The sequence below is a fragment of the Mesorhizobium montanum genome (assembly GCF_033977145.1).
Taxonomy (GTDB): Bacteria; Pseudomonadota; Alphaproteobacteria; order Rhizobiales; family Rhizobiaceae; genus Mesorhizobium; species Mesorhizobium montanum.
Map to the genome: position 1 here is coordinate 89,016 of NZ_JAVIJF010000023.1, position 20,196 is coordinate 109,211.

The 20,196-nt window shown below is 64.0% G+C and carries 16 protein-coding genes; 3 read left to right on the forward strand and 13 right to left on the reverse strand.

Features of this window, described 5'->3' with window-relative positions; genetic code table 11:
• Window positions 1-7: 7 nt before the first annotated feature.
• The 12 genes from RFM68_RS27180 to RFM68_RS27235 all read right to left on the reverse strand — a co-directional run bounded on the left by RFM68_RS27180 (window position 8) and on the right by RFM68_RS27235 (window position 14,478).
• Window positions 8-1,636, reverse strand: a complete 1,629-nt coding sequence (locus tag RFM68_RS27180) for a GMC family oxidoreductase (protein WP_320236089.1) — start codon at window positions 1,634-1,636, stop codon at window positions 8-10.
• 6 nt (window positions 1,637-1,642) lie between these two features.
• Complete coding sequence (locus RFM68_RS27185) at window positions 1,643-2,404, reverse strand: 3-ketoacyl-ACP reductase (protein ID WP_320236090.1); 762 nt, start codon at window positions 2,402-2,404, stop codon at window positions 1,643-1,645.
• Window positions 2,405-2,441: 37 nt separating this feature from the next.
• Window positions 2,442-3,938: a GMC oxidoreductase gene (locus RFM68_RS27190; protein WP_320236091.1), complete on the reverse strand. Its 1,497-nt coding sequence runs from the start codon at window positions 3,936-3,938 to the stop codon at window positions 2,442-2,444.
• A gap of 106 nt (window positions 3,939-4,044) precedes the next feature.
• Complete coding sequence (locus tag RFM68_RS27195) at window positions 4,045-5,160, reverse strand: ABC transporter ATP-binding protein (protein WP_320236092.1); 1,116 nt, start codon at window positions 5,158-5,160, stop codon at window positions 4,045-4,047.
• 23 nt (window positions 5,161-5,183) lie between these two features.
• A complete protein-coding gene (locus tag RFM68_RS27200; RefSeq protein ID WP_320236093.1) occupies window positions 5,184-6,143 on the reverse strand; it encodes a carbohydrate ABC transporter permease in 960 nt (319 codons plus the stop codon).
• Entirely contained in the window at window positions 6,140-7,099 is a 960-nt protein-coding gene (locus tag RFM68_RS27205; protein WP_320236094.1) for a carbohydrate ABC transporter permease, read from the reverse strand. The genes RFM68_RS27200 and RFM68_RS27205 overlap by 4 nt, the downstream gene beginning before the upstream one ends.
• Before the next feature lie 121 nt (window positions 7,100-7,220).
• The gene (locus RFM68_RS27210; protein ID WP_320236095.1) at window positions 7,221-8,474 is read right to left on the reverse strand and encodes an ABC transporter substrate-binding protein; all 1,254 of its coding nucleotides are present in this window, start codon (window positions 8,472-8,474) and stop codon (window positions 7,221-7,223) included.
• Window positions 8,475-8,532: 58 nt separating this feature from the next.
• Window positions 8,533-10,044 (reverse strand): aldehyde dehydrogenase family protein, encoded by a 1,512-nt coding sequence (locus RFM68_RS27215; protein ID WP_320236122.1) that lies wholly within the window; start codon window positions 10,042-10,044, stop codon window positions 8,533-8,535.
• Window positions 10,045-10,054: 10 nt separating this feature from the next.
• Window positions 10,055-10,831, reverse strand: coding sequence for an enoyl-CoA hydratase/isomerase family protein (locus tag RFM68_RS27220; RefSeq protein WP_320236096.1), 777 nt, complete (start codon window positions 10,829-10,831; stop codon window positions 10,055-10,057).
• Window positions 10,824-12,425: an acyl CoA:acetate/3-ketoacid CoA transferase gene (locus RFM68_RS27225; RefSeq protein WP_320236097.1), complete on the reverse strand. Its 1,602-nt coding sequence runs from the start codon at window positions 12,423-12,425 to the stop codon at window positions 10,824-10,826. Before RFM68_RS27225 ends, RFM68_RS27220 begins: the two co-directional genes overlap by 8 nt.
• A complete protein-coding gene (locus tag RFM68_RS27230) occupies window positions 12,422-13,438 on the reverse strand; it encodes a Gfo/Idh/MocA family protein (RefSeq protein ID WP_320236098.1) in 1,017 nt (338 codons plus the stop codon). The genes RFM68_RS27225 and RFM68_RS27230 overlap by 4 nt, the downstream gene beginning before the upstream one ends.
• Window positions 13,429-14,478, reverse strand: coding sequence for a LacI family DNA-binding transcriptional regulator (locus tag RFM68_RS27235; RefSeq protein ID WP_320236099.1), 1,050 nt, complete (start codon window positions 14,476-14,478; stop codon window positions 13,429-13,431). Before RFM68_RS27235 ends, RFM68_RS27230 begins: the two co-directional genes overlap by 10 nt.
• 239 nt (window positions 14,479-14,717) lie before the next feature.
• Here RFM68_RS27235 and RFM68_RS27240 point away from each other — a divergent pair, with 239 nt between their 5' ends.
• Window positions 14,718-15,872: a dihydrodipicolinate synthase family protein gene (locus RFM68_RS27240; RefSeq protein WP_320236100.1), complete on the forward strand. Its 1,155-nt coding sequence runs from the start codon at window positions 14,718-14,720 to the stop codon at window positions 15,870-15,872.
• A 78-nt stretch (window positions 15,873-15,950) separates the two neighbouring features.
• Window positions 15,951-17,039: a GDP-mannose 4,6-dehydratase gene (gmd, locus tag RFM68_RS27245; RefSeq protein ID WP_320236101.1), complete on the forward strand. Its 1,089-nt coding sequence runs from the start codon at window positions 15,951-15,953 to the stop codon at window positions 17,037-17,039.
• 217 nt (window positions 17,040-17,256) lie between these two features.
• Here the strand turns inward: gmd and RFM68_RS27250 are convergent, their stop codons facing one another.
• Window positions 17,257-19,530 carry an alginate lyase family protein gene (locus tag RFM68_RS27250; RefSeq protein WP_320236102.1) on the reverse strand — a complete coding sequence of 758 codons (2,274 nt, stop codon included), beginning with the start codon at window positions 19,528-19,530 and terminating at the stop codon, window positions 17,257-17,259.
• Between the two features lie 246 nt (window positions 19,531-19,776).
• Between RFM68_RS27250 and RFM68_RS27255 the strand changes: the two genes are divergently transcribed.
• Window positions 19,777-20,154 carry a DUF1330 domain-containing protein gene (locus RFM68_RS27255; RefSeq protein ID WP_320236103.1) on the forward strand — a complete coding sequence of 126 codons (378 nt, stop codon included), beginning with the start codon at window positions 19,777-19,779 and terminating at the stop codon, window positions 20,152-20,154.
• The last annotated feature ends 42 nt before the right edge of the window (window positions 20,155-20,196 follow it).

Consider the following 20,196-nt stretch of genomic DNA (forward strand, 5'->3'; position numbering starts at 1 on the left):
TCGTGCCTCAAGCCGCCTGGTTGCCCTTGAACACGGCCGGCGGCAGCGGCTCGCGGCCGAGGATCAGGTCGGCGCCCTTTTCGCCGACCATGATGGTCGGCGCATTGGTGTTGGAGGAGGGGACGCGCGGCATCACCGAGGCGTCGCAGACCCGCAGGCCCTCGATGCCGCGCAGCCTCAGGTCCGGCGTCACCACCGCCATCGCGTCATGGCCCATGCGGCAGGTGCCGACCGGGTGGTGGTCCGTCTTGGAGCTGCGGCAGGCATAGTCGAAGAGCTCAGCGTCGCTTTGCAGATTTGGACCGGGCAGCACTTCGCGCAAAACATAGGGCTGAAGCGCCTTCTGCCGCATGATCTCGCGTGCCAACCGCAGGCCCTTGATCGACATGTCGCGGTCATAGGGGTTGGACCAGTAGTTCGGATCGATCAGCGGATGGTCGGCCGGGTCGGCGCTCTTCAATCGCACCGTGCCGCGCGAGCGTGGGCGCAGGAAAGCGGAGTTCAGCGTGACGCCCGGGTTCTTCAGCTTCTCGACGCCGGCCTCGATGCCGGAGCCGAGGCCGAGATGGAACTGGATATCGGGCGAGGCCGCGGTCGGGTCGGAGTACCAGAAGCCGCCGGTCTCGAACAGGCTGGAGGCCACCGGCCCCTTCTTGAGCAGAAGATATTGCAGGCCGGCCCACAACGTGCGGTGCAGCCTGGCGTAGTTGTCGTAGGTATGGTCGCCGGTGCATTCGGCGATGACGAACAGGTCGAGATGGTCCTGCATGTTGGAGCCGACGCCGGGCAGGTCGTGCACCGGCGTCACGCCAACCGACTTCAGATGGTCGGCCGGGCCGATGCCGGACTGCATCAGCAGCTTCGGCGAGCCGATGGCTCCACAGGAGACGATCACCTCGCGCTCGGCGCGCAGTATGGTCTTCTCGCCGCCGGGCTTATCGACGATTTCGACGCCGACAGCGCGGCCCTTCTCGACGACGACGCGGGTGACCAGCACATCGGTCCTGACCGTCAGGTTCTTGCGGTCGCGGATCGGCTTGAGATAGGCGACGGAGGCGGATGAACGCTGCGCATCCTTCTGGGTGAGCTGATAGTAGCCGACGCCTTCCTGGCTGGCGCCGTTGAAATCCGGATTGAACGGGATGCCCATTTCCTGGCCGGCGCGGAAATAAGCCTCGCAAATCGGCAGCGGCGAGATCGGATTGGAGACGCCGAGCGGTCCCTGGTCGCCATGATAATCGTTGGCGAAGCGCTGGTTGTTCTCGGCGCGCTTGAAATAGGGCAGCACGTCGCGATAGCCCCAGCCGGTCAGCCCTTCTTCCTTCTCCCAGGCGTCGTAGTCGCGGGCGTTGCCGCGCGTGTAGATCTGCGCGTTGATCGACGAGCCGCCGCCGACAACCTTGGCCTGCGTGTACCAGAAGACGCGGTCCTTCATGTTCTTCTGCGGCACGGTCGACCAGCCCCAGGAGGCGATGCCCTTGGTCATCTTGGCGAAGCCCGCCGGCATATGGATCAGCGGATGCCAGTCCTTGCCGCCGGCTTCCAGCAGCAGGACGGAATTCGAAGGATCCTCGCTCAGCCGGTTGGCGAGAACACAGCCGGCTGGACCGGCGCCAACAATGATGTAGTCAGCCATTGTTCCTCACAAGCGCGGCACGGAGAGCGCGCCGTCGACATCGATGACCGATCCGGTCGAAAAGCCGAATTTGCCGGAGGCAAGTGCGGCCACGACGGCGCCGATGTCGCCCGCCTCGCCCCAGCGTCTGGCGGGCACCAGGCCGCCCTCGATCAGCGCGTCATACTTGGTGGAAACGCCGGCCGTCATGTCGGTGCGGATGATGCCCGGCCGCACCTCGAATACGCCGATATTTTCCGCCGCCAGCCGCAGCGCCAGGTTCTTCACCCACATCGATAGCCCAGCCTTCGAAATGCAGTAGTCGGCGCGCTCCGGCGAGGCCATCGCGGCGCTGACCGAGGTGATGGTGATGATCGACCTGGCTGAAACGGCGGGCGTCGCCAGCATGGCCTTGGCGATGCCCTGGCTGAGGAAGACAGTGCCGCGCAGATTTATGTCTAGCGCGCGGTCGAAGTTTTCCGGCTTCAGCTCCAAAAGGTCGCCGCGCACCACCGCGCCGACGCCGGCATTGTTGATCAGACAGTCGATGCGGCCGAAGGCGGTCATCGCAGCGTCAATGAGGGCGGCATGGCCAGCGAGATCGGCGATGTCGCAGCTTGCATAGGCAAATTTCGCGCCGCGTGCGGCGATGTTGGCCGCCAGCTCGTCGGCAGGCTTGTCGACAAGGTCGGCGACCAGGATGTCGAAGCCGGCGTCGGCCAGCGCCTCGGCGCAGGCAAGCCCGATGCCGCGCGCGCCGCCGGTGATGATGGCTGCCTGGCGGGTCATTGGAAGCCTCTTTCTCGGTCAGCGCGGCGCGAACCTATCAAAGCTCGCTCCTGCGGATATGCTCGGCCACCCGCAGCGCCTGGGCGGCGATCGACAGCGCCGGATTGACCGCGGCCGATGTCGGCAGGAAGCCGCCGTCGACCACGAACAGGTTCCGGTGGTCGAAGGCGCGGCAGAACGGATCGAGCGGCGCTGTCGCCGGGTCGTTGCCCATCTTGACCGTGCCGCATTGGTGCGAGGGAGTGCGCTTGTCGAAGGGGCGCGACAAAACGATCGGATAACCGCAGGCGCGAAGGTTTTCGCGCATGACCTTGGTCAAGCCTTCGAGCGACCGCATGTTGGAGCGGCGCCACTGCATGACGATCTCCTTGCCGTCGACCATGATGCGGCTTTCGGGATCGGGAAGGTCCTCGCACATCAGGTACCAGTCGACGGCGTGCCTGGCCATGAAATCGAGCGCGAATTTCGGCACCGTCTTCACATTGGCCTTCAGCATGTTGCCGTCGATCTTGCCGAGCAACTGCACATTGCCCAGCGGCTTGCCGCCCTTGCCGTCCGACAGATAGTAGTCGTTGAGCATCAGCGTCTTCTGGTAGACGCTGTCGTTGCGGCGGCGCGGGTCGATCGCCAGCATCGCGCTCGAATTGTGGTTCATGAAATTTCGGCCGACCTGGTCGGAGCTGTTGGCGAGGCCCTTGCCGGTACCTGAGGGCGAGCGCAGCAGGATGGCGGCCGAGTTGATCGCGCCGGCCGAGAGGATCACCAGTTTCGGCGACAGCGTCTTCCGTGCGCCGTTCTGGGTGTAGTGGATGGCGGTGATCGTCTTGCCGTCCGTTGACGTCTCGAGCCAGTCTACATGCGCGCTGGTTTCGAGCCGGATGTTCGGGTCGGCAAGCGCGGCTGTCAGCGGTCCGGTCTGAGCGTCGATCTTGCCCTGGCCGGTGTTCGGGAAAGCGTCCCAACCGGTCTTGCCGTCCTTCAGCCAGGCCTCGATGTCGACGCCGAGCGGCAGCGAAGCCGGGTGCAGGCCAAGGCTCTTCAACTCGGCGCGGGCGCGCGCGATCGGCGGCTCGTCGGGCACCGGCTTGAAGGCGTAGGGGAGCGAATGGAACGGCTCCGTCGGATCCTCGCCGAGCGTGCCGCGCACGCGAAAAAGCTGTTCGGCCTTCGAATACCAGGGCTCGAACTCGTCATAGGAAAACGGCCAGGCGGGCGAGACGCCGCCGAAATGCTCGAGCTCGGAGAAATCCTCCTTGCGGTAGCGGATCAGCACGGCGCCGAAGAATTTCGAATTGCCGCCGACATAGTAGTAGTTGCCGGGGTTGAAGGCAGCGCCGCCGGCCTCGCGCCACATCTCCTTCGGCCGGTAATGGCCGTCGACGAAGATCGAGCGCGTCGAGCGCGCATGCGGCGTTGCCGGCAGCGGCTCGCCGCGCTCCAGGATCAGGATCGAGGCGCCGCTGCCGGCCAAGCCGGAAGCGATCGTGGCGCCGCCGATGCCGGAGCCGATGATGACGATATCCGGATTTGTCATGGCCTAAAGCGCGTCGCGTTTGAGCTGCCATATCCGACGCGCTTCAGGTTTCTGTTTTGATGCATGTCGTTGCCCCAAAACCGGATCCACTTTTGGGCGACATGCATCAGCGGATGCGCTTCTCGGTCGCCGGGTCAAAGAACACCGCCTTGCTGAGGTTGAAGGCCAAAGGCGTGCTGGTGCCGGGCTGTATCCTGGCATCCGCCCTCAGCCGCGCCACCACGCCCTTACCGCCGAGATTGGTGACGGCGAAGGTATCCGAGCCGGCGGGCTCGACCACCTCGATGTGGCAGTCGGCGGTCGCAATGTCGGAGCCGTTGCGTTCGGCGCCTTCCGGGTCGGTCAGCGCTTCGGGGCGGACGCCGAAGATTACCGGCTTGTCCTTGAATGCCGCAAGGCCGGCGGGCGCGCCGGGCATCGGCAGTATGATCGGCTGGCGCGCCTCGCGGTCGAGCACCACGGAAAGCCCGCCACCATTGCCGTCGATCTTGGCGGGGATCAGGTTCATCGCCGGCGAGCCCATGAAGTCGGCGACGAAGATATTGGTCGGGTTGTTATAAATCTCGGCCGGCGTGCCGAACTGCTGCACCTCGCCGTCGCGCATCACGGCAATCTTGGTCGCCAAGGTCATCGCCTCGATCTGGTCATGCGTCACATAGACGATCGTCGTGCCGGTGGTGGCATGCAGGCGCTTGATCTCGATGCGCATGTCGACGCGCAGCTTGGCATCGAGGTTGGAGAGCGGCTCATCGAACAGGAAGAGCTTGGGGTCGCGCACCAGCGCCCGGCCCATGGCGACGCGCTGGCGCTGGCCGCCGGAAAGCTGGCTCGGCTTGCGCTGCAGCAGATGGCCGATCTGCAGGATCTTGGCCACCTTGTCGATCGCCGCCTGGCGTTCCGCCGCCGGCACACCGCGCATCTCCATGCCGAAGGCGATGTTCCCGGCGACCGTCATGTTCGGATAGAGCGCGTAGCTCTGGAAGACCATGGCGATGTCGCGCTTCGAAGGATGCAGGTCGTTGATCGCTCGGCCCTCGACGCGGATCTCGCCCTCGGTGATGCTTTCGAGACCGGCGATGGTGTTGAGCAATGTGGACTTGCCGCAGCCGGACGGGCCGACCAGCACCAGGAAGCCTCCTTTTTCGAGCTCGACATCGATGCCCTTCAGGATCTCGACATTCCCGAAACGCTTCTTCAGCCCATCAATTTCCAGAAAAGCCATGGTCGTTCCTTCAAGAAAAAGGGTCAGCCCTTGACCGCGCCAGCCATCAGCCCGCGCACGAAATAGCGGCCGGCCACGACATAGACGATCAGGGTGGGGAGCGCGGCGATCATCGCCGCAGCCATGTTGACGTTGTATTCGACGACGCCGGTCGAGGTGTTGACGACATTGTTCAGCGCCACCGTCATCGGCATCACGTCGCCGGAGCCGGCATAGGCGGAGGCGAACAGGAAGTCGTTCCAGATGTTGGTGAACTGGTAGATCACCGTCACAACGATGATCGGCAGCGAATTGGGCAGCATGATGCGCCGAAATATCTGGAAGAAGGAGGCGCCGTCGACCTGTGCCGCCTTCACCAGCTCGGTCGGAAAGGCCTCGTAATAATTGCGAAAGAACAGCGTTGTGAAGCCGAGGCCGTAGACCACGTGGACGAAGACCAGGTTGACCGTCGAATTGCCGAGACCGAAATTGAATCCCGTTGCGTTCTGCAGGGTGACGCCGAAGCGGCCGAGGCTGCCGAGGATCGTTGCCATCGGCAACAGCACCGACTGGAACGGAATGAAACAGGCAAACAGCATCATCGCGAAGACCAGGATGTGGCCGCGGAAGCGCCATTTGGTCAGCACATAGCCGTTGAGCGCGCCGAGCAGCGTCGAGATCAGCACCGCCGGCACCACCATCTTGATGGAGTTCCAGAAATAGCCCTTCATGCCCACGCAGGTCAGGCCCGAGCAAACCTCGCTCCACGCCTTTATCCATGGAGCGAAAGTCGGCGCATGCGGCAGCGACAGCATGTTGCCGTTCTGTATCTCGTCCATCGTCTTGAACGAGGTGACCAGCATGACGAAGAGCGGCATCAGGTAGAAGATCGCGAACAGCGCGAGCAAGCCGTAGATCACGATGCGGTTGAGCGTCCTGGCGCGGACGCCGCTCGAGGCCTGGCGGGTGGGTGAGGGGCGGGTGGGTGAAGTAACGGCGCTCATCGCGACTTCTCCCTGAGCTCGGAATAGAGATAGGGAACGATGATGGCCGTGATGGTCATCAGCATGATCACGGCGCTCGCCGACCCGACCGCCATCTCGTTGCGCTTGAAGGTAAACTCATACATGAAGTTGGACGGCAGCCAGGCCGAGCCGCCTGGGCCGCCGCTGGTCAGCGCCACGACGAGGTCATAGGACTTGATGGCGAGGTGCGCGAGCACGATGAAGGCCGACAGGAAAACGGGCCTGAGCATCGGGATGACGATGCGGCGATAGAGCTGGAAGGTGGAAGCGCCGTCGATCTGCGCCGCCTTCATGATTTCGCCGTCGATGCCGCGAAGACCGGCCAGGAACATCGCCATGATGAAGCCCGAGGCCTGCCAGACGCCGGCGATGACGACCGTGTAGATGACGAAATCCTTGTTCTTGATCCAGTCGAAGTGGAAGCTCGTCCAGCCCCATTGATGCAGGGTCTGCTCGAGTCCGAGGCCAGGGTCGAGGAACCATTTCCAGGCGACGCCGGTGACGATGAAGGAGAGCGCCATGGGGTAGAGGTAGATCGGACGCAGCACGCCTTCGCCGCGGATCTTCTGGTCGAGCAGGATGGCCAGGAACAGGCCGAGCGCCAGGCAGATGCCGATGTAGAGAAAGCCGAAGATGCCCATGTTGGTGATCGAGGTGTACCAGCTCGACGGCGGGTCGCTCTCGAAGGTCCAGCGCCACAGGCGCTGATAGGCGCGGGGGCCGGTGATGGCGTAGGACGGGAAGGTTTTTGAATTTGTGAACGACAGATAGATCGTCCATAAAATGAAGCCATAGACGAAGACGATCGTCGCCGCGAAGCTCGGCGCCAATACGATCTTCGGCAACAGATCCTGCAGCCGCGACCGGACCGTGCTGCCTGGGCGGGCGTCATGCTCCGGCGTCAGCTTGATCTGGGTTTCGGCAACTGTGCTCATCGGCTCATCCAGTACCGGTTGGTCGGAAACGGCCCGGCGCGACCAGGGTCTTTCCCTCACCTTTTGTCGACAGGAGACCTCCCCCACCGAAGCGGGGGAGACCCGAGTTCAAGCGAAAGCCTTACTTGGCGTCGTCGATCGCCTTGACCAGTTCGGTCACGGCCTCGTCAGAGGTCTTGATCTGGCCATGGACGAACTTCGAGACGACGTCCTTGTAGGCGTTGGCGACGGCCGGCGGGGCGCCATAGCCCTGGGCCAGCGAGCCGAACAGCGTGCCGCCTTCATTGGCTTTCTTCAGGTCGGCCATGCCCTTCTTGCCGCAAGCGTCGAAGTCGGTATCAGGCACGTCGGTGCGGGCCGGGACCGAACCCTTGACGACGTTGAAGGCCGACTGGAAGCTCTTCGACAGGGTGGCGGTGGCCAGCGCGACCTGGGCGGCCTTGCGGTCCTCCGGAACGTTGAACATGCCGAACATGTCGGAGTTGTAGATCACGGAGCCGTCGGTGCCCGGGAAGCGGTAGCAGAGGAAGTCGGTGCCCGGGGTTTTCTTGGCGGCGTGGAACTCGCCCTTGGCCCAGTCGCCCATGACCTGAACCAGCGCGTCGCCCTTGATGACCATCGCGGTGGCGAGGTTCCAGTCACGGCCCGAGAAGTTCGGGTCGACATAGGTGACGAGCTTGGCGAGGTTGTCGAACGACTTCTTCATCGTGTCGGACTTGAGGGAGTCCTCATCGAGGTCGTTCATGGCCTTCTTGTAGAACTCCGGACCGCCGGTCGACAGCACGACGGAGTCGAACATGGTGGCTTCCTGCCAGTTCTGGCCGCCAAGCGCGAGCGGGGTGACGCCGGCTGCCTTGGCCATGTCGAGCAACGCCACGAAGTCGTCGAAGGTCTTCGGCTCGGTGCCGCCGATCTTGTCCATCACCGCCTTGTTGATCCACAGCCAGTTGACGGAGTGGACGTTGACCGGAGCGGCCACCCACTTGCCGTCATAGACGGAGAACTTCTGCAGCGCCGCCGGAACCGACTTGTCCCAGCCTTCCTTCTTGGCGGTCTCGGTCAGGTCGCCCATGACGCCGGCGGCGGCATAGTCGAGCACTGTGTAACCCAGCATCTGCGAGGCGGTCGGGTAGTTGCCGGCCGCGACCATGGCCTTCAGCGCGGTCATGGCGGCGTCGCCGCCGCCGCCGGCCACCGGCACGTCCTTCCAGGCATAGCCTTCCTTGGCCAGATCCTGCTTCAGCACGTTCAGAGCGGCCGCTTCGCCGCCCGACGTCCACCAATGCAGCATCTGCACTTCCTTGACATCCGCGGCATGCGCCGAGAACGCAAAGCTCGTCGCAAGAGCCGTTCCGATAAGCAGTTTGCGCAACATGTACTACCTCCCTTGTTGCATTCACGTAACCGGCGGGTGTCCGCCGGGGTTTCCCAACTCAGCCGACCCACCAACCGGTGCGCTGGCCGCGATGAAACTGGATAGTCTTTTCCTCGGTATAGTCCTCGACGGCGCGTTTGCCGAGTTCGCGTCCGATACCGGACTGCTTATAGCCGCCGAAAGGCAGTTCGGGATAACCTTCCATGAACGTGTTCACCCAAACCGTCCCCGAACGCACACCGCGCGCCACCGACATGCAGGTGTCGATGCCGGCGCTCCACACCCCTGCAGACAGACCATAGGGCGTGTTGTTGGCAATGTGCAATGCCTTTTCAATCGTTTCAAAAGTGAGCACGGACAGCACCGGTCCGAACACTTCCTCGCGTGCGATCGCCATGTCCTCGGTGACGTTGCGGACGATGGTTGGGTCGAGATACTGGCCGGCGTTGGAGGCGAGCTGGCCGCCGCCGCTGTAGACTCTGCCGCCGTCGGTTTTCGCCGCCGTTACATAGCCGGCTACCTTTGCCATATGGTCGGCTGAGATCATGGCGCCGACCTTGGTGCCGTTGTCGAGCGGATCGCCGACCCTAACCTTGCTTGCCAGCGTCTTGACCATGCCGAGAAAGTCGTCGGCGATCGCCTCATGCACGATCAGCCGGCTGCCGGCATTGCAGCACTCGCCGGCGTTGAAGAAGCCGCCGAACACCGCCGCGTCCGCCGCCGCTTCTAGGTCGGCGTCGGGGAAGACGATCTGGCCGTTCTTGCCGCCAAGCTCCATCGAGACTTTCTTCAGAGAATTCGATGCCGCGGCCATGGTCATCTTACCGACGCGGGTCGAGCCGGTGAAGGAGACCATTTCGACCAGCGGATGGCTGACCATCGGCGCGCCGACATCGGCGCCGAAACCGGCGAGGATGTTGACGACGCCGGCCGGCAGTCCGGCCTCGAGCAGGATGTCGCCGAGCACGAAGGTCGAGGCCGACGTCATCTCGCTCGGCTTGACCACCGCCGTGCAGCCGGCGGCGAGCGCGAAGGGCAGCTTCTGGCTGATGATCAGGAACGGGAAATTCCACGGCGTGATCAGCGAGACGACGCCGATCGGCTCGCGCAGCACCACGCCCAACATGGCATCGCCGAGATTGGCATAGCTCTCGCCATGCAGCGTGCGGGCAAGCGAGGCGGCATAGCGCCAGATGTCGACGGCGCCGCCAATCTCGCCGCGCGCCTGGGCGATCGGCTTGCCGGATTCCAGCGCGTCGAGCCGGGCGATCTCTTCCAGCCGGGTCTCGATCAGGTCGGCGGCCTTGAGCAACACGGCGGCGCGCTCGGAGGCTTTCATGCGCGGCCACGGGCCGGTCTCGAACGCCCTGTGTGCGGCCTGAACCGCAGCCTCGACGTCTGCAGCGCCCGCCTGGGCATAGCGCGAGACAACAAAACCGTGGCCGGGGCTGGCACGCTCGATGCTGCGGCCGTCGCGGGCATCGATATGCCTGCCGTCGATCAGCAGCTTGTAGCTCTTCGGCGCCTGGGACGCCTCGGCCGGCATGGAGATGTTGAGCGGTGCGTTCATCATGCTTTCTCTAGGATCTCGAAAAGGCCGGCTTCTGCTTGGCCTTGAAGGCGCCCACGCCGGCTTTCAGGTCGGCGGTCAGCGCAATGAAGCCGCTGGCCAGCGCCTCGGTCGCAGCGGCGTTCTCCTCGCCCTCGGCAATGGCGATCATCAGCTTAGCAGCCTCGGTCGCCAGCGGGCCGCGCTCGGCGATTCTTTGCCCCCATGCCTTGGCTTCGTCGAACGCCTTGCCGGTTTCGGCGACGCGGTCGACAACGCCGAGCGCAAGCGCGTCGGTCGCGAGAAAGATCTCGCCGCCGAGTGCCATGCGGCGCACGACTTGCGCGCCGAAGCGGCGCACGGCGCGCTGCGTGCCGGACCAGCCGGGCACGACACCGATGGAGGTTTCGGGAAAGCCGAGTTTTATCTGGGTTTCGGCGACGCGGAAGTCGCAGGCGGCCGCGAGCTCCAAGCCGCCGCCCAGCGCATGACCAGACAACACAGCGATGGTCGGTTGCCGAAGCCGCGCCAGCCGGTCGAACACACGATGTCCGTAGCGCACCCATTGCACCTGGAAATCGGCGGCGTTCATCGCGCCCCAGGCTTCCACGTCGCCGCCGGCGCAAAAACCCTTGCCTTCACCCCGGATCAGGACGACCCGGATACTGTTCGCCAGTTCGGCCTCGTCAAGCGCCGCCTCGAGCGCGCGTAGCATCGGGATATCGAGCGCGTTGAACTTTTCCGGCCGGCGCAGCGTGACGATGCCGATGGCACCGTCCTGCTCGAAGGTGACGAGGCGCTCAGTCATGCGCGCCTCCAAGCGAAGCGCCGCCGTTGAGCGACAGGCCGATCGGCCGGTCCTGGTAGAGCGCGGCAGGCGTGACCTTGAGATCGTTGGCGACCGCGAGTCGAGTGTCGGCCTGCGCCAGCACGTCGCGTTCGAGGTCGATGCCAGGCGCGAGCTCCGTCACCATCAACCCGTCAGGCGTCAGCTTCATCACGCAGCGCTCGGTGACATAGGTGATGTCCTGCCCCTGTGTGACCGCGCGCTTGCCGGAGAAGGAGATGTGCTCGACCTCCCCGACGATCTTCTTCACCTTGCCTTCCTGATCGATGCGGATCGCGCCGTCTGCCAGCGAGAGTTTGGCGCCGGCATTGAAGAAGCCGGAAAAGACGATCTTCTTGGCGCGCGATGTGATGTCGACGAAGCCGCCGGCACCCGCCGTCACATGCGGCCGAGCCGAAAGCTTCGACACATTGACCGAGCCGTGGCGGTCGATCTGCAGGAAGGAAAGCAGCGAGGCATCGAAGCCGCCGGCCTGGAAATAGATGAACTGGTGCGGCGAGGGCATGATCGCCTCGGCATTCGAGGCACAGCCGAACTTGAAGTCGAGCAGCGGCACGCCGCCGACCGCGCCTTGCTCGATCACCCAGGTGACCTTGCCGTGCTGGCCTTCCTCGAGAAGGATGCGCGGCACGTTGGCCGAGATGCCGAAGCCGATGTTGACGGCCATGCCGTCGCGCAATTCCATGGCGACGCGACGCGCGATCACCTTCTGAACGTTCATTTCCGGCGTGCGGAAGGTTGATAGCGGCCGGAAGATCTCGCCTGAGATTGCCGGGTCGTAAGGTGTGAGCGTCGTCTGCAACTGGTCGGGCGCCACCACGATATGGTCGACCAGGATGCCCGGCACGCGCACGTCGTGCGGCTTCAGCGTGCCGTTTTCGACGACGCGTTTCACCTGCGCGATGACGACGCCGCCATTGTTGCGGGCCGCGAGCGCCTGTTCCAGGCCGCCGAGATAGGCGCCCTCGTGCTCATAAGTGAGGTTGCCGCGCTCGTCGGCGGAAGTTGCGCGGATGATCGAGATGTTGGGAACGATAGCGCGGAAATAGAGCCATTCCTCGCCGTCGAACTGCTGCACAGAAACGATCGGCTCGTCGGCCGCGGCGTTCATGGCGCAGCCCTGGTGGCGCGGATCGGCAAAAGTGTCGAGGCCGACCTTGGTCAGCACACCCGGCCGCTTGGCGGCAGCCTCGCGATGCATGTCGAACAGGATGCCCGAGGGCACGTTGTAGGCAGCGACCGAATTGTCGCCGATCATCTTCCAGATCTGCGGCGGCTCGGAAGAGGAGGGGCCTGACGGATAGGAGCCGCAGAGTGTGCGCTTCAGAAGGCCCGGCTTGGCGAGATGGTCGATGCCCTTGATGCCGTACATGTCGCCGGCGGCGATCGGATGCAGCGTGGTGATATTCTTCGGATGGCCTTCCACGTCGAAGCGCTCGCCGATCGCGGCAAGCACGGCGTCCGGGCAGCCAAGGCCGCTCGACGACGACACCGAGACGACCATGCCGTCCTTGATCAGGCTGGCGGCGTGGGCCGCCGAAACGAGCTTGCTCACGCCAGGCTCCCGAGTTGCGGGTCGATCATCACGGATTTGCCGGTCTTCGACGATTGCAGCGCGGCTTCGGCCGAGGCCAGCGACCAGATGCCGTCCTCGCCGGTGGCGGATGGCTGGCCTTCGGCGCGGATCGCGGCATGAAACTGGCTCAGCGAACGGGTGTAGAGGTCCTCGCGGTCGAAGCTAAGCTCTTCCTCGCCGCTTGCAGTGCGCAGGAGCACAGAGCCGACGGGCTTCTGCGTCATCACATTGGTAGCGATCAGCGAGCCTTCCGACCCGTGCACCTCGAAGCCGGTGCCGGCGAATTTCGTCGTGAAGCCCTCATGCGACTGCGCGATGACGCCGGACTTGAAGCGCCAGATGCACATGGCGCCGTCCTCCAGCCCGCCGCCGGCCATGCCGGCCGACTGCGTGAAGGCCGAAATCTCCACCGGATCGTCGCCGAGCACGAAGCGCAGCGTGTCGGCGTCGTGGACGGTGATATCGAGCACCACACCGCCGCCGGCCTCGGGCCTCGTGATGCGCCAACCCTGCAGGTTTTCCGGCAGGTAGACCGAATGGAAGACGCGCGCGGCGATCGGCTTGCCGATACGGCCGGCGGCGATCATCTCGCGCATCGCCCGGTGCGCACCGGCGTTGCGCAGGTGGTGGTTGGTGCCAAAGACGATGCCGGCGGCCTTGGCGGCGGCGACCATCTGCTTGGCATCGGCGCTGGTCAGTGCAAGCGGCTTCTCGCATAGCACATGCTTGCCGGCCTTGATGGCGACGAGACCCTGTTCGAGGTGCAACTCGTTCGTGGTCGAGATGTAGACGGCGTCGATGTCCCTGCTGAGCAGCGCATCGAGCGTCGAGACGGCCGCCGGAATGCCGTTTTCCCGGGCATAGGCTTCTGCGCGCTCCTGGCTTGAGCTCATTACGGCGGAGACCTCGCCATCGGCCTGAGCGCGGATGGCGTTGATCATGAACTGCCTGGCGATCGTGCTGGCGCCGATCAATCCCCATCTCACGCCCATGCCGCGTCTCCGACTTGCTTGTTGCGGTCCGGGCCACTGCTTTCCCGGACGACGAGATTGACGGCGCCGACATGGTCCTCGGCGCGCGTGGTGCGGGACTGGATCATCTTCAGCATGACATGGGCGGCGCGTTCGCCGAGGCCGGCGCTGTCGACGGCAACGCTGGTCAGCGCCGGACTGTAGTGCTCGGCTTCGGCGACATCGTCGAAGCCAACGACGGCAAAGTCCGCTCCTGCCTCCAGATTGCGCCTGCGCAGCGCCAGCATGGCGCCGAAGGCGACCGCGTCGTTGAAGCACAGCGCCGCCGTCGGCGGCTCGGCCGCGGCAAGTGCCGTCTCCAGGCAGGCCATGCCGCCCTTGCGGCTGGTCTCGCCTTCGACGACCAGCCGGTGAGCCGCCGGGACACCGAGCGTTTCGCAGGCTTCGAGGAAGCCGCCCAGGCGCTCGTGATAGACAACGAGGTCCGATGAGCCGCCGAAGAACGCCAGGCGGCGATGGCCCTTGCGGATCAGATGCTCGGTGGCCAGCACGGCGCCGCGATGATTGTCCGGCGCGATCACCGGGATGCGGCTGTCAGGCAGACGGCGCATGGCAAAGACGATCGGCACACCGGCCGTCTCGATGCGGCGGAAGGCGCCCGGCGTGGTGCCGCGCGCCGGCGAGACGATCAGGCCTGCCACACCCTGCTCCATCAGCGATTTCAGCACCTCTTCCTGGCGCACCGGGTTTTCCGCCGTGTTGGCGATGAAGGGGACGACGCCCGCCGCCTGGAAGACGCGCTCCATGCCGACGGCAAGCTCGGCGAAAAAGGGGTTGGTGAGATCGTTGATCACCATGCCGATGACGTTGGAATGCGCCTTGCGCAGATTGGCGGCCCCGCGGTTGTAGACATAGCCGACATCCTCGATCGCCTTGCGCACCTTGATCGCGGTTTCGGGCCGGATCAGCCCGCTGCCTTGCAGCACGAGAGACACCGTCGATTTGGACACGCCGGCCTCGCGCGCAATGTCCAGGATCGTCGCCTTGGCCCGGCTGGCCATCCTCGTCCCATCCTCCGCGTTTGTGAACAATTTATTGGAACGTTCTAATCATCGTTCGAAATCAGAGTCAATCGTAATTCCCGTGAGAGTCGAAAAATTGATTGAAGCGGTTCAAAATCGCAGCCGTGCAGGGGCCCTCGCGTTGAGACGCCATGCCCCTCGGCTCAGGTTCCTGGAATCATAAAGGTTCTTGATTTATTGGAACGTTCCATTTATAGGGACCGCAACAGGAGAGTTCGATGGACATCACCTTGCCTGCTGAAAACGGCGACCGGGTCAGCTATCGGCTCGTCGACGAACCGGTCACGCCGAGCAAAAGCGCGCGTTTTTCGCGTATCGCCTATGCCGCTGCCCACGTCGTTGCCGATCCCATCGCCATGACCAATCCGTGGTCGCAGCCGGCGGTCGACTGGGAAAGGACCATGGCGTTTCGCCATCATCTGTGGCGGCTCGGCTTCCGCGTCGCCGAGGCCATGGACACCTCGCAGCGCGGCATGGGTTTCGACTGGGCGAGCGCGAAGGAATTGATCCGCCGCTCGATCGCGGAGGCGCGAACGGTGCCGGGCGCCGACCTTGCTTCGGGGGCGGGGACCGATCATCTGGCGCCGGCGGCGGCCAAGACGCTCGACGACGTTATCCGCGCCTATGAAGAACAATTCGCCTTCGTCGAAGGCGAGGGCGGCAAGGCGATCATGATGGCAAGCCGCGCGCTGGCGGCGGTGGCAAAAGGGGCGGACGACTATGACCTCGTCTACGACCGCATGCTCTCCCAGGCGTCGGGCAAGGTCATCCTGCACTGGCTGGGCGACATGTTCGATCCGGCGCTCAAGGGTTATTGGGGGAGCAATGATTTCGATACCGCACTCGACACGGTCGTTGCCATCATCGAGCGGCATGCGGGCAAGGTCGAGGGCATCAAGATATCGCTGCTCGATGCCGGCAAGGAAGTGCTGCTGCGCGACCGGCTGCCCGAGGGCGTCGTGATGTTCACCGGCGACGATTTCAACTATCCCGAACTGATCGCCGGCGACGGCAGCAGACACTCGCATGCGCTGCTCGGCATCTTCGACGCCATCGCACCAGTGGCCAACGCCGCGCTGGCGAAATTGGCCGAAGGCGATACAGCCGGCTACGACGCGCTGATGGCGCCGACCGTGCCGTTGTCGCGCAAGATCTTCGAGGCGCCGACCGAGTACTACAAGGCCGGCATCGTCTTCATGGCCTGGCTGAACGGGCATCAGGACCATTTTACCATGGTCGGCGGCATGCAATCGGCGCGCGGCATATGCCACTACGCGGATGTCTTCCGCCTCGCCGACCAGGCAGGTCTGTTAGCCGACCCTGACCTGGCTACCGCCAGGATGAAGACCCTGCTGGCGATGGCGGGCATCTGAACCATCCGCCGTGCGGGATTTGCGTTCCGCCGGCAAATCTGTATTCGCTTGCCGAGATTGGCGCGGACGGATACGGCAATGGCGGACAAAGTCGCCCTGGCAGACAAAGTCGCCCTTATCACCGGTGTTACCGGGCAGGACGGGGCTTATCTGGCCGAGCTGCTGCTCGCGAAGGGCTATGTCGTCCACGGCGTCAAACGCCGGTCGTCTTCGTTCAACACCGAGCGCGTCGACGGCCTCTATGTCGATCCGCATGAGAGCGGCGCGCGCTTTTTCCTGCATCATGGCGATCTGACCGACGCGACCAACCTGATCCGCCTTGTGCAGGAGACGAAGCCCAGCGAAATCTACAATCTCGGCGCGCAAAGCCACGTCCAGGTGAGCTTCGAAACGCCGGAATATACCGCCAATGCCGACGCGCTTGGGACGCTGAGGCTTTTGGAGGCGATCCGCATTCTCGGCCTGGAGAAATCGGTACGCTTCTACCAGGCTTCGACCTCGGAGCTTTACGGCCAGGTGCGGGAAACGCCACAGAACGAAGCAACGCCTTTCCAGCCGCGCTCACCTTACGCGGCGGCCAAGCTTTATGCCTACTGGATCACGGTCAATTACCGTCAGGCTTACGGCATGTTCGCCGCCAACGGCATCCTGTTCAACCATGAGAGCCCGACGCGCGGCGAAACCTTCGTCACCCGCAAGATCACCCGCGCCGTTGCCGCGATTCATCACGGGCTGCAGGACACGCTCTATCTCGGCAACATCGATGCCCGTCGCGACTGGGGCCATGCGCGCGACTATGTCGAAGGCATGTGGCGCATCCTGCAGCATGGCGAGCCGGACGATTTCGTGCTCGCGACCGGCGAGGCCCATTCGGTGCGCGAATTCGTGGAACTTGCCTTCGCCGAGGCCGGGCGAACCATCCGCTGGCAGGGCCGGGGCGCCGATGAAGTTGGCGTCGATGCAGTCACCGGCGCGGCGCTGGTGCGGATCGATCCGCGCTACTTCCGACCGACCGATGTGGACGCGCTGGTTGGCGACGCCGCCAAGGCAAGGAACGTTTTGGGCTGGTCGCACACGATCGGTTTCAGGGACCTGGTGGCGGAAATGGTTCGGGCCGATCTTGCGCGCGCCGCCGGCGGCAGATGGCGCGATGGCCGTTCAACCTAGGACGAGACCCCGAAAGCATTCTTCGAGATGGCGCTGGCGGAGCGCTGCCGGAAAATCTATTCGGGAAGCAGCGCATCGCGCCGTAACCGCCGCCCCCGCGGACCCGATCCTGAGGCGGGTCAAACGACGCATCCTGCAAGGCAGAAGGCCAAGGTCCGGCGTGATTGCCAAGGCAAGGTGGCGGATCGCCTGGCTGCGTGGTCTTGCAGCGAGGTAATCAGGCCCGCCGCCATATCCAGAATGGCGGGATCGCGCAGTCCGGATGAAAGACCAGCCTCGCTGGTTCCGGTTGCTCGCCCGCAGGCGCGGTTTTGTCGAAATCATGCCTTCCCAGATCGTCCAGCAAAGGCCGGATGCGCTCCTCATCGAACGTTTCGCCGGATATCGTGGCCAGCGTATCGGCATGTGCCGCCATCCAGCGCAGAGCGTCGACCAGCCCCTGTCCGTCTTTCGCCCGGTATGCCCAGAGATTGTCGCCGACGACGGACAGGATTCGTGCCAGTGCCGTCCAGCCCTGCAAGGCAAACATGGCGTAGTGCCTCGGACGCGTGCGTGACATTTCCTCGGGCAAGCGGCCGTCGGAAGCGATCTGGTCGGCGATCCTTTCGCGGGCATAGAGTTCCGCCTTTGCAAGCGCCGCGCCGTCACCCATAAATGCCGCGATGGCCGCCCGCTGCAGGTCGAAGAAAACACCGTGGTTGTTGAGCCGGTGGAATTCAAACATCGCGGCCGGCGCGGTATCCAGCCATTCGCAGTATGAACCGAGCCAGGCCCTGAAGGCCTGGCTGTCCCGCTCGCCCAGCGCTCCGCTTCGCTCGATCAGCCTGACTGCATCGAGAAAGAAGTAGAGATCCGCGAGCTCAAGGATGCCATATCCCGGGCCTTCGTTGTTGTCGCGCCCCCATCGCACCTGCGCATAGCGCATGTTGGGGTTCATTCTCGTCGCGGGGTCCACGAACCATGTCCGGACGAGCCGCGCGGCGTGATCGGCATAGCGCGGCTCGCCAAGCACGGTCGCTGCCAGGGCAAGCACGGTGGTGTCGTCGAGAACCCGTTGCAGGCGGGTCCGGTCGTAGGCTTCGCTGCCTGCTGCATAAAGAGCGGTGCCGGGGGCGTGTTCGCCGTCGCGCCGGATGAAGGGAAGGCCATCGGGTTTGCGCGGATCCGGCCACCAATATGGAGCCGGCTGGAAATAGTCGTGCGGATCGCCGCTCGGGGCAGGGCCGCTCTTGTCCACGACGCTGAACGGGCCGCGCAGAAGCGCCTGCTCCGCACAGGCACGCAGCTCCTGTTGAACATGCAGGTCTTGCCCCTGGCGCGCGGCGGCAAGCCTGTCCTCGTCATAATAGGCCAGGCGAGCGGGATCGAGCTTTTGGGCGATCGCCCTGGCGTCGCAGCGGTCGAGCATGCCGACGATCGCCTCGTCACGCTTGCCCAGCCGGGCGCGGAAACCGGCCCGGCCGACTTCCAGATGCGCACGCCCTGAATCGAGGCGCGCGACCCAGCCCGCATTTTGAAAAAGCCCGGCGTCCGCCGCGAGGCGCGGGCGCGGGATATCCCATGCGTCGTCGCGAAACCGGTCCCATGGCCCGGGGACGCCGAGCCGCCACAGCATTTCGATCTTCGGCCGGCGCCCGTAGCCGTATGTTTCGTCGAACAGTTCGATCGTATCGCTGCGAAAAATGATCTGCGGCTCTTCGTTTGCCGGCGGCCTGAATGTCGCGTCGAGCAGGAGCGCGTTGTCGACGATGCGCGCCATCGGCACGACGACATAGCGAAAATACGGATGTTGTTCGATCGCCGTCCGGATCTGCCGGAAGGCCGGCTCTGTCAGATAGCAATTGCCGTCCCAGGGCATCAGCCACCTGGCACGCCCGCGGGCAATCTTTAGCGCCGCGTTGCGCGCCCCGTTATTGTTCATCGCATAGAGGTTCTTGCGGTGCCGGAGATGCGTCTCGTAACGCGACGCATTGTGTCCACCCGGCCGGCTATCGGCGCTGGTGAACCTGGATTCGTTCGCCGCCAGCCCGTCAGTATTCCAGGGAATTTGCCGGTAGGTGTCGAGTTCGAACGGGATGACGTGAAAGCTTTGACCGCGGCCCTGCAGCAGGTCGACGATGCGCGTTTCCTCGCCAGGGTCGACGATCCGGTTGACGATCCAGAATTTCTCGCAGTCCAAAAAAGTCGGTTCGTTGTCCAGGATGAACCGGACATTGTCGTATGATTGGCCCTTCCGGTGTCGCGGCTCCAAGTCATTGCCGATGATGCGGACGAGCATGAAGCTGTCCTTCACCAAGGACTGCGATGCCTCATAGGCCTTGCGGGCAGCATTGACGCGCTGTCGCGCTAGACGCTTGCGAGCGGCTTTGTTTTCCGTGCGTTCGCGAAACCGGGCGAGTGTGGCAAGCGGCGCGCCGGCATATCTGCCTGCCCGCTTGAGCTCAAGATAGACGCGCAACCAGACCGGGCGCTTTGTCGGGCCAGCACTCATGCGCCGAGACTGGCGGCCGGAAATCGCAGTCCGTTTGCAGTTGCTGGCCGACCGAAGAGCAAAGTCTCCATTGGAATTAGAATGATCCCCGAATTCAGCCTTGCGTAGCCTGTTATCCGGGTTGTGTCACCGTTCCATTCATCGTTACGCCGGGGGACATAGAGATGGAGTGCCAATAACCGCCCGACCGGGTAATTCTTCGCCCGTCGCTGCGAGGTAGCTCCCAGCCCGAAGGCTCAGGCGCTGGTGTTTGACCTTGCCTGTTCCCTGGACAAGCGTGCTTTTGCGCGTTTAGCTCTGGAGCTTGCAATCATCAGGGAGCGCTTCAGCGTGAAGGGATACTGGCTCATCGTCGGAACCGAAATTTCGGACCGGGAGGCGCAGGCCGAATATAGCCGCCTTTGGAAGCCCATCGGCGAAAAATACCAGGCACGGACCAACACGACAAAAGAACCGCCTCTGCTCACAGAGGCGCGCGATGCCAAGCGCATGGTCCTGGTGGAGTTTCCGTCCCTGGAGATCGCCAAGGCCTGCTATGCCGACCCGGCTTACGAAGAAGCCAAGCGCTTTGCGCTGCTGGCGTCGGATCGTGTGCTGGTCATGTTCGAAGGGGATCTCGGGTAGGAGCTGTCGGCAGTGCCGCTGGAGAACCGCTAAACTCGACGC

Excerpts from the sequence above, each read along its gene's own strand:
- RFM68_RS27180 (WP_320236089.1), bottom strand. The coding sequence starts at position 1,636 with ATGGCTGACTACATCATTGTTGGCGCCGGTCCAGCCGGCTGTGTTCTC.
- RFM68_RS27185 (WP_320236090.1), bottom strand. The coding sequence starts at position 2,404 with ATGACCCGCCAGGCAGCCATCATCACCGGCGGCGCGCGCGGCATCGGG.
- RFM68_RS27190 (WP_320236091.1), bottom strand. The coding sequence starts at position 3,938 with ATGACAAATCCGGATATCGTCATCATCGGCTCCGGCATCGGCGGCGCC.
- RFM68_RS27195 (WP_320236092.1), bottom strand. The coding sequence starts at position 5,160 with ATGGCTTTTCTGGAAATTGATGGGCTGAAGAAGCGTTTCGGGAATGTC.
- RFM68_RS27200 (WP_320236093.1), bottom strand. The coding sequence starts at position 6,143 with ATGAGCGCCGTTACTTCACCCACCCGCCCCTCACCCACCCGCCAGGCC.
- RFM68_RS27205 (WP_320236094.1), bottom strand. The coding sequence starts at position 7,099 with ATGAGCACAGTTGCCGAAACCCAGATCAAGCTGACGCCGGAGCATGAC.
- RFM68_RS27210 (WP_320236095.1), bottom strand. The coding sequence starts at position 8,474 with ATGTTGCGCAAACTGCTTATCGGAACGGCTCTTGCGACGAGCTTTGCG.
- RFM68_RS27215 (WP_320236122.1), bottom strand. The coding sequence starts at position 10,044 with ATGAACGCACCGCTCAACATCTCCATGCCGGCCGAGGCGTCCCAGGCG.
- RFM68_RS27220 (WP_320236096.1), bottom strand. The coding sequence starts at position 10,831 with ATGACTGAGCGCCTCGTCACCTTCGAGCAGGACGGTGCCATCGGCATC.
- RFM68_RS27230 (WP_320236098.1), bottom strand. The coding sequence starts at position 13,438 with ATGGGCGTGAGATGGGGATTGATCGGCGCCAGCACGATCGCCAGGCAG.
- RFM68_RS27235 (WP_320236099.1), bottom strand. The coding sequence starts at position 14,478 with ATGGCCAGCCGGGCCAAGGCGACGATCCTGGACATTGCGCGCGAGGCC.
- RFM68_RS27240 (WP_320236100.1), top strand. The coding sequence starts at position 14,718 with ATGGACATCACCTTGCCTGCTGAAAACGGCGACCGGGTCAGCTATCGG.
- gmd (WP_320236101.1), top strand. The coding sequence starts at position 15,951 with ATGGCGGACAAAGTCGCCCTGGCAGACAAAGTCGCCCTTATCACCGGT.
- RFM68_RS27250 (WP_320236102.1), bottom strand. The coding sequence starts at position 19,530 with ATGAGTGCTGGCCCGACAAAGCGCCCGGTCTGGTTGCGCGTCTATCTT.